General features: G+C 36.6%; 12 protein-coding genes. 4 read left to right on the top strand and 8 right to left on the bottom strand.

The window, feature by feature from the left end:
- Nucleotides 1–16: 16 nt before the first annotated feature.
- From E2R68_RS09845 to hutX, 8 genes are all read right to left on the bottom strand, one after another.
- Complete coding sequence (locus E2R68_RS09845) at nucleotides 17–2,149, bottom strand: 3-hydroxyacyl-CoA dehydrogenase NAD-binding domain-containing protein (RefSeq protein WP_166738844.1); 2,133 nt, start codon at nucleotides 2,147–2,149, stop codon at nucleotides 17–19.
- Nucleotides 2,149–3,438: a thiolase family protein gene (locus E2R68_RS09840; RefSeq protein WP_134277528.1), complete on the bottom strand. Its 1,290-nt coding sequence runs from the start codon at nucleotides 3,436–3,438 to the stop codon at nucleotides 2,149–2,151. The genes E2R68_RS09845 and E2R68_RS09840 overlap by 1 nt, the downstream gene beginning before the upstream one ends.
- 471 nt (nucleotides 3,439–3,909) lie before the next feature.
- Nucleotides 3,910–5,112 (bottom strand): class I SAM-dependent methyltransferase, encoded by a 1,203-nt coding sequence (locus E2R68_RS09835; RefSeq protein ID WP_134277527.1) that lies wholly within the window; start codon nucleotides 5,110–5,112, stop codon nucleotides 3,910–3,912.
- Nucleotides 5,113–5,193: 81 nt separating this feature from the next.
- Nucleotides 5,194–6,888, bottom strand: a complete 1,695-nt coding sequence (locus tag E2R68_RS09830) for a SulP family inorganic anion transporter (protein WP_134277586.1) — start codon at nucleotides 6,886–6,888, stop codon at nucleotides 5,194–5,196.
- Nucleotides 6,889–7,040: 152 nt separating this feature from the next.
- Complete coding sequence (locus tag E2R68_RS09825) at nucleotides 7,041–10,166, bottom strand: efflux RND transporter permease subunit (protein WP_134277526.1); 3,126 nt, start codon at nucleotides 10,164–10,166, stop codon at nucleotides 7,041–7,043.
- Nucleotides 10,163–11,476 carry an efflux RND transporter periplasmic adaptor subunit gene (locus E2R68_RS09820; protein ID WP_134277525.1) on the bottom strand — a complete coding sequence of 438 codons (1,314 nt, stop codon included), beginning with the start codon at nucleotides 11,474–11,476 and terminating at the stop codon, nucleotides 10,163–10,165. Before E2R68_RS09820 ends, E2R68_RS09825 begins: the two co-directional genes overlap by 4 nt.
- Before the next feature lie 303 nt (nucleotides 11,477–11,779).
- Nucleotides 11,780–12,319 carry a heme utilization protein HutZ gene (gene hutZ, locus E2R68_RS09815; RefSeq protein ID WP_134277524.1) on the bottom strand — a complete coding sequence of 180 codons (540 nt, stop codon included), beginning with the start codon at nucleotides 12,317–12,319 and terminating at the stop codon, nucleotides 11,780–11,782.
- Entirely contained in the window at nucleotides 12,319–12,846 is a 528-nt protein-coding gene (gene hutX, locus E2R68_RS09810; protein WP_134277523.1) for a heme utilization cystosolic carrier protein HutX, read from the bottom strand. The genes hutZ and hutX overlap by 1 nt, the downstream gene beginning before the upstream one ends.
- A gap of 190 nt (nucleotides 12,847–13,036) precedes the next feature.
- Between hutX and E2R68_RS09805 the strand changes: the two genes are divergently transcribed.
- Genes E2R68_RS09805 through E2R68_RS09790 form a run of 4 tightly spaced genes read left to right on the top strand, consistent with a single transcriptional unit; the run spans nucleotide 13,037 to nucleotide 15,757 of the window.
- Nucleotides 13,037–13,807 carry an energy transducer TonB gene (locus E2R68_RS09805; protein WP_134277522.1) on the top strand — a complete coding sequence of 257 codons (771 nt, stop codon included), beginning with the start codon at nucleotides 13,037–13,039 and terminating at the stop codon, nucleotides 13,805–13,807.
- A gap of 2 nt (nucleotides 13,808–13,809) precedes the next feature.
- Complete coding sequence (locus tag E2R68_RS09800) at nucleotides 13,810–14,496, top strand: MotA/TolQ/ExbB proton channel family protein (RefSeq protein WP_134277521.1); 687 nt, start codon at nucleotides 13,810–13,812, stop codon at nucleotides 14,494–14,496.
- Entirely contained in the window at nucleotides 14,493–14,906 is a 414-nt protein-coding gene (locus E2R68_RS09795; protein WP_134277520.1) for an ExbD/TolR family protein, read from the top strand. The genes E2R68_RS09800 and E2R68_RS09795 overlap by 4 nt, the downstream gene beginning before the upstream one ends.
- 2 nt (nucleotides 14,907–14,908) lie before the next feature.
- Nucleotides 14,909–15,757, top strand: a complete 849-nt coding sequence (locus E2R68_RS09790) for a heme/hemin ABC transporter substrate-binding protein (protein ID WP_134277519.1) — start codon at nucleotides 14,909–14,911, stop codon at nucleotides 15,755–15,757.
- Nucleotides 15,758–15,769 lie beyond the last annotated feature (12 nt).

Below are 15,769 nucleotides of genomic sequence, written 5' to 3'. Positions count from 1 at the left end.
CTTATACGGTGATAAGTTATCCATAAAAACCAAGCCCTTGCTCGGCTCTTTCTTTCAAATAAGGAGCAACTTCATAACGCAGTCCCACTTCTTGATGTAATTTATTAAGACGCTTTACAACCTCATCACAGCCAATGCTGTCTGCCCAACGACATAAACCACCTCGCCACGCTGGGAATCCAGTGCCCATAACCATTGCTAAGTCGAGCTGACCTGCATTATCAACAACACCTTCATCGATACAACGAGCCGCCTCATTCACCATCACCAAAATTAAACGATTAATGATATCTTCTTGATTCATATCTCGAGTACTTGCAACACCTGGAGCTTGATATAACAGTTTATTAACTTCTACTTCCTTACCTTCGTAGTGATAAAATCCTCGCCCTCCTTTTTTACCCAAAAGTTTTAACGGTCCATATATGTGAGCCAAAATAGGCGCAACAGCCATACGCTCCCCAAAACCTTCTTCTAATATCGCAGCAACTTTATAACCAACATCAATCCCTACTTCATCAGCTAATTGGAAAGGTCCCATCGGTATGCCAAATTCATTAATAGCGAGATCAACCTTTTCAATATCAGCCCCTGCCTGTAATAAATACGCAGCTTCATTTAAATAAGGTAATAAAATACGATTAACTAAAAACCCTGGACAATCACCGACAACAATCGGAACCTTCCCCCAAGCTTTGCTAATTGCAATCGCTTTGGCGATGGTTAATTCACTACTTTTTTCACCTTTCACAATTTCTACTAATGGCATCCTATTAACTGGATTAAAAAAATGCATACCGCAGAACTGTTCAGGACGATCTAATACCGAAGCCATTTCTGTTACCGATAAAGCTGAAGTATTAGTGCATAGCAAACTATCTACAGGTAATTTTTCTTCAGCTTCTTTTAAGACCTGTTTTTTTACATCCATCACTTCAACAACAGCTTCAACGGCTATTTGAGCATGGTTAAATCCTTCATATTTTAACGTGCCACCGATACGATTCATTGCTCTATCAACAGCACTTTGTGTCATTCGATGACGTTTTTGTAATTGATGAAAATAAGTCACAGCTTGTTGATATCCCAATTCAATAGATGCCCAATTAATATCCTTAACACGCACAGCAAGACCTTTATTTGCCATTAACCAAGCAATACCACCTCCCATCACACCCGCCCCTAATACAGCAGCAGAATTTGGTAGTTCAATAACTTGAGGGTAACGTTCGGCTTGCTCTTTTTTAACTTGTTCATTAAGAAAAAATAAAGAAATAAGGTTCTTACAAATGTCTGTTGACGCAAGATTTGAAAATGCATCTAATTCTCGTTGAATACCTTCATCAAAATTACAACGCTTACGATAGACTTCAATAACCGCTAGTGGTGCAGGATAATGACCTTTAGTGGTTTTCATTACGTTCTGATGTGCTTTTTTCAGAATATACAAACGCGCGGGATGTGTGTTCATCACTAGCGCAGTAACTTTCTGTAAAAAGCCTTTAGGCTGTCTACGCTTCAATAACTGCTTTTGAAAACGTTTGTCTTTTAGGTTTTCTAAAAATTGCTCTTTTTGTAATGCAATTTGTGCAGATGAGATAACTTGATCCACTAACTTAATACGGTAAGCTTTAGCTGCAGGCACGATTTTGCCCGCTAAAATAATAGTGAGCGCTTCTGTTAATCCAATCAAACGAGGTAAACGCTGTGTTCCCCCCCAACCAGGGATAATCCCTAATTTTACTTCAGGTAAACCTATTTTAGTTTTAGAGTTATCCGAGGCTAAACGAAAATCACAAGCTAATGCCAATTCACACCCGCCCCCGACACAGGCTCCATCGATAATGGCTACTGTCGTTTGTGGTAACAGTTCGATTTGTTTGAATATTTTCTGCCCTAGCTGTGCTTTCTCTCTAGCCATTTCAGGATCCTCAATTTGCTGTAACTCTTCAATATCAGCCCCCGCAATGAAAATATTCTTTTTAGCACTTTCAAAACTCACTATTTTTTGTGGAAGAGTTTTAATTTCTTTAATTAATTTGCATAATTCTTTCATTACCTCGGCAGATAACTTATTAATTTTTTGATCTTGTAAATCAAAGGTAACTCGAATTAACCAATCATTCTTTTCTATTTGAATGTGTTTCATTATTCGACCTCCAATACTAATGCGGCACCTTGTCCACCACCGATACATAAGGTGGCTAAACCACGCTGTAATCCTTGACGTTTTAATTCATGCAGCAAGGTTAAAATTAAGCGCCCTCCCGTTGCTCCAACTGGGTGACCTAGCGCAATGGCACCACCATTTATATTTAACTTACTTGGATCTAATTCACCAATAGCTTGTGATTTTTGCAGGTACTGTTCAGCAAACTGTTTACTGTCAAAAGCTCGTTGGTTTGCAATTACTTGTACTGCAAAGGCTTCATTTAGCTCTATCAGGTCAAAGTCTGTCATTGCTAATCCAGATTTTTCTATTAATTTAGCTGTAGCATAAACAGGACCAAGTCCCATCCTATTGCCTGCTAAGCCGGCATAACTATAATCTCTTAAGTAACCTAACGGGGTTAATCCCATTGCTTTAGCTTGTGATTCAGCCATTACTGTAAATGCTACGGCACCATCAGTTATTGGACATGCGTTACCCACTGTCACACTGCCCGCTAATCGGTCAAAATAAGGGCGTAACTTAGCAAGCGCTTCTAAAGTTTGTCCATCACGAGGGCCATTATCAAGATGCTGCATATGTTGGTATTTAGGGGCGCTTGCAACACTAATAATTTCATCTGCAAACTTACCTGCTTGCTGCGCCTTAATAGCAAGTTGATGACTGTTTAGTGCAAATTTATCTTGCTCTTCACGGGTGATAGAAAATTCTCGCGCTAAGACTTCTGCTGTTTCTCCCATATTCAAACCACAAACGGGATCGGTTAAACCTAATTCAATACCAATAATGGGCTTTAAAAATGATAAGCGGAATTGAGATAACACTTTGAGCTTAGCGGCAGGTGTTTTAGCCATCATCATGTGCATAAAGAATTGGGTCATTTTAGGACCATACAGCAAAGGAATACTAGACATTGACTCACTGCCGCCAACTACCGCAGTTTTAATTTCACCTGCAAAAATTTTATTTGCAGCTGTTGTCATTGATTCCATGCCCGAGGCACAATTACGGTTTACAGTATAAGCGCTTGTTTCAACAGGAAAACCGCCTTGTAATGCAATAACACGAGCAATATTAGCTGCATGGCCTGGTTGTGCAACATTACCGATAATAACTTCATCAACATCTTGATAGTTTAAGACAGAATTAGCCATCAACTCCCGTACAACAACTGCACCAAGTTGATCTGCTTGCATACCTTTGAAATCAGTACCCGCTTTACAAAATGGGCTACGACCTCCTTCTATTATTGCGAGTCTTTCTTTCATCAACTACCTCCAGCATAAATCTTTATTATCAACACCATTCAGACTTATTAAGGCAACTTAATAGATCTAAAAAATGGACTAATTGAACAAAAAGTAATAAAAATGCTTCCCTAAAAACAACCTTCTAGGGGATAAAGTTAATCATTTAATGAGCCGAAAACGTAGCATCAGGGGATGCAAATTGCACTGTTACATTTAAATATTCAATGATCATGTTTTATCTTCATCACTTAAAAAATGTACAATTTTTAGTATAGAACTGGTTTAATTTTGAGCAAGACAAATACGTAATAAGTAACTAATTTTCTAACAAAAAATACAAATAACCTAAGTGAGTCCAGTTAATCGCGTGAATATAAATTATTAGGAGACAAGAAAAAGAAATGCATGGAGACTGATGAAATGAACAAAAATTTTATTAGGATGTTCCATCATTGTATAAAGACAGAACATCCATAAGGTATTTAATGATTAAGCTTGAGCTGCACTTTCATTTAATAAACTTTCCAAGCAATGATCTTCGATGCTGTAGTAGCTTTTAATATTGGCTATTTGAGCAAGAATTTTCGCCTGTTCTTTAGGGTTTGTTTGAGACTTTTTAACCGCTAGAATCATTTTATTTTTATTAGTATGCTCTAAGCTAATAAACTCAAATACTTTTGTTGTATAACCATTTGCCTCTAATAACATTGCTCGCAATGAATCCGTTACCATTTCAGCTTCTTGTCCTAAATGCACCCCATACTGCAACATAGGTTGAAATAATTCAGGACTCACCATTTGAGGACGGATCTGCTTATGGCAACAAGGCGAACACATAATAATACTGGCATTAGCACGAATACCATAATGAATTGCATAATCCGTAGCGATGTCACAAGCATGTAAAGCGATCATCACATCAGTTTTTTTGGGCGCATGTGTTTTTACATCTCCACAAACAAAATCTAATCCACGATGTCCTAAGCGAAAAGCGGTTTCATTACATAAATCAGCTAATCCTTGACGCAATTCAACGCCCGTCACCTGAGCTTCATTACCTAAGGTATGTTGTAAATAATCATGAATAGCAAAAGTTAAGTAGCCTTTACCAGAGCCAAAATCGACAACATTAATAGGTGTTTTTTTATCATGTGGAGAGACAGATAAAGCCTGACTAAACACCTCAATAAACTTATTGATTTGCTTCCATTTATTAGACATCGCTGGAATGAGTTTTTGCTGCTTGTCTGTCACTTTTAACGCACTTAAAAAAGGACGCTGAATATCAACAAAACGATTTTTTTCACGGTTATGCGTAGCAGGTACGTCCTGTGCTTGTTTCGCTTTATGCTGAGATATTTTTAACTTACCTTTTTTACTAAACTCTATTTGTACTTCTGCATCTATCAAAGTCAAATAAGCACTTTTAAACTCATCACCCACTAACGCTTTGATCTCTATTAAAGCATTAGAGTAAGTATAGTTTTTAGTAATATGATTAGTTTGATGCTCATAAACAAAACTTAATACAGACTCATTCTGCAACGTGATAGGACGTATTGTAATTCGCTTTAAACTTTTATCTTCACCACGATACTTGCTTAATAGCAGCTTTATCACGCTATTATCTTCAAGGCTTTTTGATAATAATAAGTAAAAGTCTTCGATATCATTAAGTGCAAGATGTGGCATAGTTGTTTCCAAAAAGTCTAAAGTACAATACAGGCCTATATTCTAGCAGTTAAGGCATCTGAATAAACGTACAATTAAAAGTTAATCTTTATGTAAAACAGGCGCATCTCCATCAGCTAATGCTTGTAAGTAAACTTGATTCATTTTTAATGCAAGATAAAGATCTGAACGGATCAAAACTCCCCCATCAGAAGTTGGGATATTAACAGTATCGCACCACTTCATCATTTGTCTTTTTCGTCCTGCTATGACTAAGCGAATACCTTGCTGCTTTAGCTCTTTATAAAGCTCATCTAACATTGACATAACACTCACATCAAAATGTGTAAAACATGGAACGGCATCAATAATCAGGCATTCCGTTTCTTTTTCTTTTGCTAATAACTCAAAAATACGACGTTTAAAGTAGATAGCATTAAAGTAAGTAAGTGGAGAATTAAAACGATAGATAAAAACACCCTTGATAGGTTTAGTTTTATCTGAGGAGTCCATACTACGAATGGTTCCCTTTTTATTTAATCCCAAAACTTGATCCGTTGGGCGCATTACTGCACGTAAAAATTGGAACAACCCTAATAATACAGCCAGTGTAATACCTGGAATGACACCAATAAACAAAACGGCCAACAAGGTAATTAAAGCCAGAATAAAGGCAGAGTTATCACGTTTTCTTAATATAAATAAGGCTTTAAAGTCGATTAAGGAAATAGAAGCGATGATTAAAACAATGCCTAATGCAGCTTCTGGCACGTACTGCAAAGGAGCGGTCCCATATAATGCAACTAAGGCAATAAGCACAGCAGCAATAATCGATACAAGTTGTGTTTTACCACCATTCTCATCATTCACAGCCGTACGAGAACTTGCACCACTCACCGCAAAACCTTGAGAAAAAGCAGAAGCAATATTAGCAATACCTAATGCTCTAAATTCTTTATCCGCATCAATTTCATAACCATTTTTTGCCGCAAAACTTCGTGCAGTAAGCATCATGCTAACAAAACTAACCATTGCAAGATTTAATGCAGGCATAACCAATTCACGGCTGATACCAAGGTCAAATGCCGGCGCTTGAAAATCAGGAAATCCAGAAGGAATAACACCTACAGTAGTAATGTGTTCTTCATTTAGATTAAATAACCACACTAACAATGCGGTACTTACCATAACGGCTAACGCAGCCGGCCATTGTGGTGCAAAACGTTTTATCAAAAAGAAAATAACTAACGCACAAACACTCATTAACAAAGTAGGCCAATGTGAAGCGAGTAAATAACTTGGACTTGATATCACTTGCTCAACTAGATATGTTTCATCAAAACTAAACCCCATAACCTTTGAAAACTGCCCCACAATAATGGTGATAGCAACACCATTAATTAACCCCATCAAAATTGGTTTGGAAAGAAAATCAGCAAGCACACCTAATTTAAATCTACTCGCTAGCAAACACCAAAAACCCGTCATCGCAGTCATGGTCATCACTAATTGCCAATGTTTAACGGAATCTCCCGCAGCTAATGGAGTTACAACTGCCGCAATAACAGCACAAGTTGTCGCATCAGGCCCAACCATCAACTGCTTCGATGTGCCAAATAATGCATAAATAAGCATGGGTAAAATACAAGAATACAAACCAACAACTGCATTAACACCAGTTAATTGGGCATACGCAATCGCAACTGGTAAGGAAACGGCTGCAACAGAAAGTGCCGCACGTAAATCATCACGTAGCCAAATTTTTTGGTAATTTGCTAATGTTTTAATACCAGGCATAAATGAATATACGTTTGCCAATTTCAAGCTGATTCCCTCAGTTAAACTTTGATTAAACAAGATTATCTAATCAACAACACCTAGTGTAGTAAATATCTGAAAACACAAAAAATTTCAAAATAAAAATGATAAAAGGAGAATTTATTTTATGACTAATGCGCTCCTTCATCATGCAAGTCCTTATGCTTATGTACCAGTCCAAAATCAGCCAGAATGGCATAAGCACTTGGGATAATAAATAACACCAATAATGTAGAAGTGAAAATACCAAAGACAATCGATATCACAATGGGTTTAACCACTTGAGCTTGCAAACTCGTTTCAAGTAATAATGGCAACAGACCCGCAGCTGTAGTTAACGAAGTTAAAAATACCGCCCTAAAACGATCTCGACTAGCTTTAACCACCGCACCATAAACATCTTCGCCGTCATCAACATGATGGCGAATATATTGCACCAATAAAATAGAATCATTAACCACGATACCCGCTAATGAAATAAACCCTAAAATAGAAGGCATTGATAGGTTATGTCCAAGTAACCAATGTCCCCATAACACACCAATTAAAGCAAGAGGGATTGCTAACATCACAACAAAAGGTTCTAGATAACTACGGAATTGAAAACTTAATATGGCAAATAAGCCAAATAACCCAATCATAAAACCTTTCATTAAAGAGCTACCGGTTTTAGCTGATTCTTTTGCAGCACCTTCAAAATCAATTTTTAAACCAGGAAACTGCTGCTGTAATTGAGGAATAAAATCACCTCGCAAATTTTGAATAATCTCAGTGCCATTAATTTTACTATTATCCACATCCGCCATAACAGTAACGGTTCTCTGCCCATCAATACGTTGAATGCGAACATAAGAGCGACCACTTTGTAATTGGGCAACAGCACTTAACGGAATGTGTTTACCTTTTTCGACCACAATAGGGAAATTAGCTAACACTTGTAAATTACCAGATTGTTGTTTATTCAATAGTACTTGGATTTCAATATTTTCAGAGCCAACCTGAATTTCATCAGCCGTTTGTCCAAAATAAGCAGCGCGCAATTGACTCGCAATGCTTTCTCCATCAACGCCATAATTTTCAGCTCCGGGTTTAAGCTTAATAATCACCTCTTCTTTTCCAGGACGCATATCATCTAAAATGCCATTGATACCAGAAAACTGATTTAAATAAGCCTGTAATTCAATTGATGCGGCTTTCAAAATTGATAAATTATCATGCTGTAAACGGACTTCAAGATCACGCCCTGCGGGTCCCATTGCAGGTTGCTTAAATACCAAAGAAATCGGTTCTGCTAATTCACCCGTTTGTATTCGCCAAGCTTCAATAAAAGGCTCGATGAGTGTTTTTCTTGTTTCGGCTGATTGTAGATCTAACCTTACTGTTGCAACGTGTGGGCCGCTCTCGCCAGCATCTGCATTAAAGTTATATTGAGCTGTAATATCACGAATTAGCGGTTTAGGCTCTTGATTGTTTTTAGTGGCCTCAGCACCAACAATTTTTGCGCTTTTAATAATTTTAGCAACCACAAGTTTTGTCTGCTCTAACGTTGAACCTGGAGGTAAAATAATACGAGCTTCAGCAATATCGCCATCTAATTTAGGGAAAGCTAAAAATTTAAGCCCTCCACCAGCCAGTAATGCAAAAGAAACAAACAGAAGACCAATAGTTATACCAACACTCAGATAACGCCATTTCACAACAAAAGAGACTTTGTTAACTAAAGTAACATTCCTAAATTGTTCAAATTTAACTAAAAACTGACGTTTAAATTTAAGAGTGGTATCAACCTTTTTAGATTTAGATAAAGAGTGATTAAGGTGACTAGGTAAAATCAAAAATGCTTCAATAATACTAATGCTTAATACGAGAATTAATACTAAAGGTACCACAGATAAAACTTTTCCCATCTGTCCATCTAACCACAATAAACTACCAAAAATAAAAATGGTGGTTAAAAACGAAGAGATAACACCCGGAGCTACTTTTTGAACGCCTTGTATCACTGCATCACTGACAGTCAATTTTTTTTCAATATGGGCTGCAATTGATTCCGCAATTACAATGGCATCATCCATCATGATGCCAATCGCCATCAATAAACCTAATAAGGTCATGATATTAATAGAAACACCAAATAACCCCATTAGAAATAGTCCACCCATGAATGCAACGGGCAAACCTGCCGAGACCCAAAGCGAATAACGTAATGAAAAAAACAACCACATTGATAGAAAGACTAGAACAATGCCTTGCCAGCCATTTCTTAGCAGCATGCTTAAACGATCCGACAATAATGAGGACATATCATTAGTTAACGTAAGTGTGACACCTTCAGGCGCCATTCTTTGTTCCGCATCAATAAAGGCATTCACACGCTCTTTAATACGCAATGCATCATCCGCTTTATTCTTTTTAATCTTTAACATCGCGGCAGGTTTGTTATTGAATAAGATATGCTCTTCATCTAATTCAAATACATCATCAATAGTGGAGATATCTTTTAAACGAACCACACCACCATTAGGCAGAGAAGTAATAATTGTTTGGCCAAGCGCGAGTGGCGTTACTTTTCGCTCATCAAAACGAATCAATAAATTCTTATCACTTAGTTCTATATTACCAGCGGGCATCTTAACGTTTTGACGCCCTATTTTATCTGCAACCTCGCCTATAGTGAGTCCTAAATGGCGTATATCTTTTTCATTCAACTGCACTCTTAGTTGATGGTCAGAAAAACCTGCGATATCCACTAAACTGACATCGTAATCAATTTTAAGACGTCTCTTTAATCTCTCTGCATAGGCTTTTAAATGTGGCCAACTGACTTCTCCTGAAATAGCAATATCCACCACAGGTTCAGCCCAATCTAACTCTTTCACGGTAGGCGGTTCTATTTGTGCGGGAAAATCTTTAATGGCATTAATTTCTGTCTGAATATCAACGAGCGAACGACCAATATCGGTGTCTGCGTTGTCAGACATCTTCACTATCAATGAGGCAAATCCTTCTTGAGCATCACATTTAGTTTCTTCAATACCACTTAAACCATCAACGGCATCTTCCATGCGTAAACATAAGCTTTCTTCCACTTCCGCTGGCGAGGCACCCGGATAAACTACATTCGCAATAATATAAGGCGGGGAAAATTCAGGAAATGTTTCACGTTTAATTGTACTGATACTGCTCAGGCCCAATACCAAAAACATCAACATTAGTAAATTAGCGACTGTCGGGTGACGAGTAAATAACTTAATCACAAGTTAGACTCCTCAGAGTTTGAATCCGCTATTTTTAAGGCCATACCAGAAATGGCAGGGATTAAGTCATTTGTAATTAATAATTCACCTTCATGAATATCACCATCAACAGCCACACCATTATTATTTCTAAAAAGCACCTGCACCTTTCTTAGGCTTAATTTTTTATTTTCATCCATGATATAAACAAGATCACCATGTAATGCTTTTTCTGGGATCATAAATTGTTCAGAGGCAAAACCTTGTAAATAAGCACTAACAAACATACCTTTACTTAGGACTGGTTTATTACCAAAATCAAGTTGTTTAGTTTCCTGTTCAACTTCTAAATAAAAACCTACCGTTGCCTGCTCAGGATCAACATTTTCAGAAATTCGAGTTAATTTAGCAGGCCATTGATATTTTTTGTTACCCATTGATAATTCAATATTAGTGGTAAAATCTAATGTTTCTATATTAGCTAAATTAGCTTGTGAAGGTTCGATACTAATGCTGCTCATTAACGTTTCTGCATCATGTAAAGAGAGTTCCGCTTTTACTTCAACGACACCTAACTGATACGCCTCAAATAACTGCTCACCAACTGAAACCGCTTGTGATTTATCTACATCAACTTCTGCAATTCGGGCATCAAAAGGTAAAGTTAATTGGGTATTTTGTAACTGTCTTTGTGCATCTGCTAATAATGCTTTATTTACGTTTAATTGTGCCTTTGCCACTTTTTTATCATCGGGAATAAGATTCAAAGAGCTAGTTAAGTCTTGCACTAATTTTTTTTGTGCTAATAGCGAGTGCTTTTGTGATTCCACATCTGAATTGGATATCAATTTCTTTTTCTGTAGGGCTAATTTTCTTTGATACTCTTGATCAACTAACTGCAACTTTTGCTGCTCAATTTTCAAGCTAAGATTAATATTGTTTTCTTCTTGCTGTAATCTAGTTAATTGGGCATTACTCGACGCTACATTAGCCATTGCTTGCGATATTTTTAATTCATACTCAAGTGGATCAATTTTTAATACTAATGTGCCTTTAGTTAATGAACGTCCAGGCTCTAATTCAGGATGACGATAAAGAACTTTACCATTCACTTCTGAAATAGCTTGCCAAGTATATTTAGGTTGAACACGCCCATAGGCCACAATCATTGCAGCACTTTCTTTTAAAGTTAATATTTGAACCGAAACTAAACGCGCATTATCAACATTAGCTTGCACACTAGGAGAGGGTTTAAATACAACAGATAACACGAAAATAATAACCCCTATCAATACGCCTGGGATTAAAAATCGTTTTTTATGGCTAGTCATGCTTATTTCCTTATATTCATTTACTGTAAATAACAAAATATCGACAGTAACTAGACTCTCTTTGTAGTATGAGTTTAACTATCATAGCAAACAATTGTTAATGATGAATAAGTAGGGCAAGTTCTTATTTTTAAATAGATTATTATTTTAGAAAGTGTAAATAAATGACAGGTAATTTAATTAGGCTTTAACAGGTGAGGTAGATAAAATAGAGAGGGAATAGATAACAAAAAGTAATAATAACAAAGGGAGCTTGCAGAAAACTCAAGGACTTAAGCCTTCCGCAAGCAAATAACTATTTAACTAACTCGCTTTAGCTTCTGCAATGGGTTGATGGCCTTTCTCTAAATGCACAAAATCAACTAATTCATCAGATGATACTTGATATGCTTTACCAAAACCTTTTACAAATAAACCTTGTTCAGGTTGTAAATGGATCAGCTTAAAATCGGCCAATTGACTTAACCCATTAACCGTATCACCTAAACGTTGTTGCATTAAAACAATTAACTTCGCCCATTTTTCAGTCTGACGAGGCACTACAACACCCGTTGCATCGAAGGTTAAACGAGTTCTTGCATATAAGCTTTTTGCTGTAGATTCATCTTCAATTAGCATTAAAGAAACAGAAGGATTAACAAGGATATTTTGTGTATGACGTGCAATTTCTGAGATTAATACATAATAACCATCTTCCGTATAGACAAAAGGAGCATAACTCACATTAGGCTTACCATCTGCATTCACAGTCGCAAGTTGTAGTGTTTTAATATTCTCTTTAAATTCTTGTATTTCTGGACCTAATCTTCCCTGTAAACGTTCTTGTTTAACTGCGATATCCATTATAACTGACCCCATGTTTGCTTTAATTGTAAAAATTTTTGTACTTGATCTGCGAGTAACACACGTTTTGCATCACGGCCTAAGTAAATTTTAAAAACTGATTCACCCTGTGCATTAAAAAAACCAAAATAATGGCTTTCAGTTCCTCTAAAAGGCTTACTTACTAAGGCAATATCGGTTATTAAATCTAATCGTAAATGCCCATGAAACTGCCCTTTACCAGGATTCAGGTTGTAATAACCATAAGCTAACTTACCTTTAGGAAAAGCTCCCTTCACTTCAAAAATACTACCTAAAACACGGACGATTGTTGTCACTGGCCCCCACGCAGGTAAATCTTCAAGTATATCTTGAGCGTACTCACCACTTATACGAACAACATCATTACCAGGCATTGCAAAAACAACAGCCGCTTCGTTTGTATTTAACAGATTAGCGACATCAATAGGTAACAGACTAGGCTGTTCTTTAAGAATATCATTTACTTGTGAGGCTAAAGTTTTATCTAACGTCAAGATATCGGGCATATCAGTTCCTAAAAATATTCTAAACAATGCATTGCAATAAAACCAAATGATATTAATTATCATCTTCTAGTAGAATGCATATTAATCAAGCACAAAAGATAATGCAAATGATAATTGATATCATTATAGAATTAGTTGATAATACGACTCATTAGAATTTACATTGTTTTCGTTATGGAGTTAAATCAGTATGTTTCGTTATTTTTGTGCAGGAACGTTATCTGTCGCGATTCATTTTTTAATTTTTGCCCCGCTATTTGAACAGCCAGCAATGGCCTTACCAGTCAAACAGCAGCCGCAAAGTGTTAGTCTGCAATTTAAAACAGTCACTAAGCCTGCGCCTAAAAAAGTTGAAACACCACCTCAACAAGTAAAAACAGAGCCACCGGTTAAAAAACAAAAAACAACACCTAAAAAAGTTGAAACAACTAAAAAACGCTTAGTAAAAGAAAAAACTAAACCCCAAAAAATAAAAAAAGAAACACCTAAAATTGCAAAGAAAGTTGAGAAAAAGAAACCGGTAGTTAAAAAAACAGAGCCTAAAAAAATAATTGAACCACCTAAAGAAGTTATTCCTACGCCTGCCCAAAAAGTTGCAGCAGTCACTCCTGCAACGCAAAAAAAGGTAACTGAAGATAAAAAACAAGTTGCTCAACAAAATGAAGGTTTACAAGAAAAGCCACAATTAATACAAAAAAGCCGTTTCCTAAGTAAACCTAATGCACCTAAATACCCTCGTTTAGCTAAACGAAAAGGGATTGAAGGCACAGTAACCTATGAAGTTTGGTTAGATGAGAAAGGCAAACAAGTTAAATTATTATTAAAGAATTCATCTGGTGCAAAAATGTTAGATCTTGCTGCATTAAAAGCAATCAAAACATGGAAGTTTTCACCACATAGCATCAATGGTAAAAGCATCGCACATCGTATTTACGTTCCTATTAGTTTCCAACTGGATTAATCATGACTTTATTTAACCTTTTACAAGAACAACTTGGCTTAATGACTTGGCCTTTAGTAATTTGCTCATTATTAACATTAATGATTGTTTGTGAGCGTTTATTAAAATTATTAAGTTCAGGATCATTAAACAAAAAAGAAATTTCACAAATATTAAAAGATCAAGATCCTCAACAAAGTGAAGCATTAACAGTGCTCAGCCAGCAATTGAAGAAAGAAAAAAATCTAGCTAAAAAAGGCATGGCAATGTTATTTGCACATCAACATTTTAGCCAACACTTACGTGAAGATAGCGCTAGCATTTGGGTTCAAGATAAGCGCCAAGAACTCCGTAGTGGTCTGAAATTATTGGCATTAATTGGTGTGATCAGCCCATTAATTGGACTGTTAGGAACAGTATTAGGTTTGATTGATATGTTTAAAGCAATCGCCCTTACTTCAGGTTCAGTGACACCTAATGATTTGGCCGATGGTTTAGGCATTGCAATGCGTACCACTGCAGCCGGATTAGTGGTCGCACTACCTGCTATCTGTGGCGCACAATTGTTAGGTTTATGGGCTGACAAAATTGTCTATCGTTTAGAGTTCACACTGAATCTTTGTAATTTATGGTTACAGGGCGTTAATTTACCAGAGAAGCATAAATCAGCAAAAAATACAACAACAACGAAACCGAGCTCAGCATTATGATCCGCAGTCAAAAACAAGATGATGAGCAATCTTTACAAGTTGATTTAACACCCTTATTAGACATTATTTTTATTGTTATGGTGTTTTTAATGCTCACCGCCAACATTGAACTGCAGTCTTTACAGGTTGATTTACCAACAACAGATACAAGTGCAGCTCAGGTCGTTGATGAAAAAGTAGTGACGATTAACTTATTAAATAAAGAACCTCGTTGGGCCATTGATGGCGAGTTAAAAAAAGACTGGCCTGATTTTCAGCAACAGTTGATTCAACAAGTACAAAAGCAACCTAAAACACAATGGATCATCGCTGCTGATAAAAGCGCAGATGTACAATACATGGTGCAATTATTAGCCTTTTTACAAAAACATAATATTCAAGCGACTCAACTTTTAATTGACAAGGAATAGTCATGAAATCATATTTTAATACAGTTTTCTGCATTGTTTTATTAATGCTAAATACCTCAACATACGCAGCTGAACGAATTATTAGCGCAGGGGGTGCAGTTACTGAATTAATTTATGCATTAGGTGCTTCATCACAATTAGTCGCAGTAGATGTCACTAGTGTTATGCCTGCTGAAGATAAACTTCCAAGCGTGGGTTATCATCGCCAATTAAGTGCTGAGGGCATATTAAGTTTATCGCCAACTATGTTGATTGGCTCTGAAGAAATGGGACCATATTCAACATTAAAACTACTTAAACAAGCCAATTTACCTGTGCATATTATTAACTCAGAAGCAACCGTAACAGGTTTATTACAACGAGTTGACCAACTTGCAGAATTAACACATGAAGAAGCAAATAGTAAAAAACTCAAACAGGGTATAAAGCAACAGGTGACCGCCTTACAAGCCACTCAACCTAAACAAAAAAAACGTATTTTATTTTTAATGATGCATGAAGGTCGCCCTGCTAATGTCGCGGGTGCAAATACAACAGCGAATACTGTCATTGAATTAATCGGAGGCGTTAATCCTGCAGCAGAGCATTTAGAATCTTATAAACCGCTTGCTCAAGAGTCACTTATTGAGATGCAACCAGATGTTATCTTAATCAGTCAGCGTAGTTACCAGAAATTCAAGAATAAAGAGGCAATCCTACTTGCGTTCCCAATGCTAGCAGGAACACCTGCAGGTAAAAATAAAGCACTCTACAGTATTGATGGAAAAGCATTAATTGGTGGATTAGGCTTAAAAAGTTTACAAGAATCTTCTCGCCTAAAGCAAATCATATATTCTCAAAAGAGTTTATAACCATGACGCTCG

Source organism: Psychromonas algarum (assembly GCF_004376845.1).
In the GTDB taxonomy this organism is placed as follows: domain Bacteria; phylum Pseudomonadota; class Gammaproteobacteria; order Enterobacterales; family Psychromonadaceae; genus Psychromonas.
The sequence above is the reverse complement of the archived record's forward strand: the minus strand, read 5'-3'. Positions and strand labels throughout refer to the sequence as shown.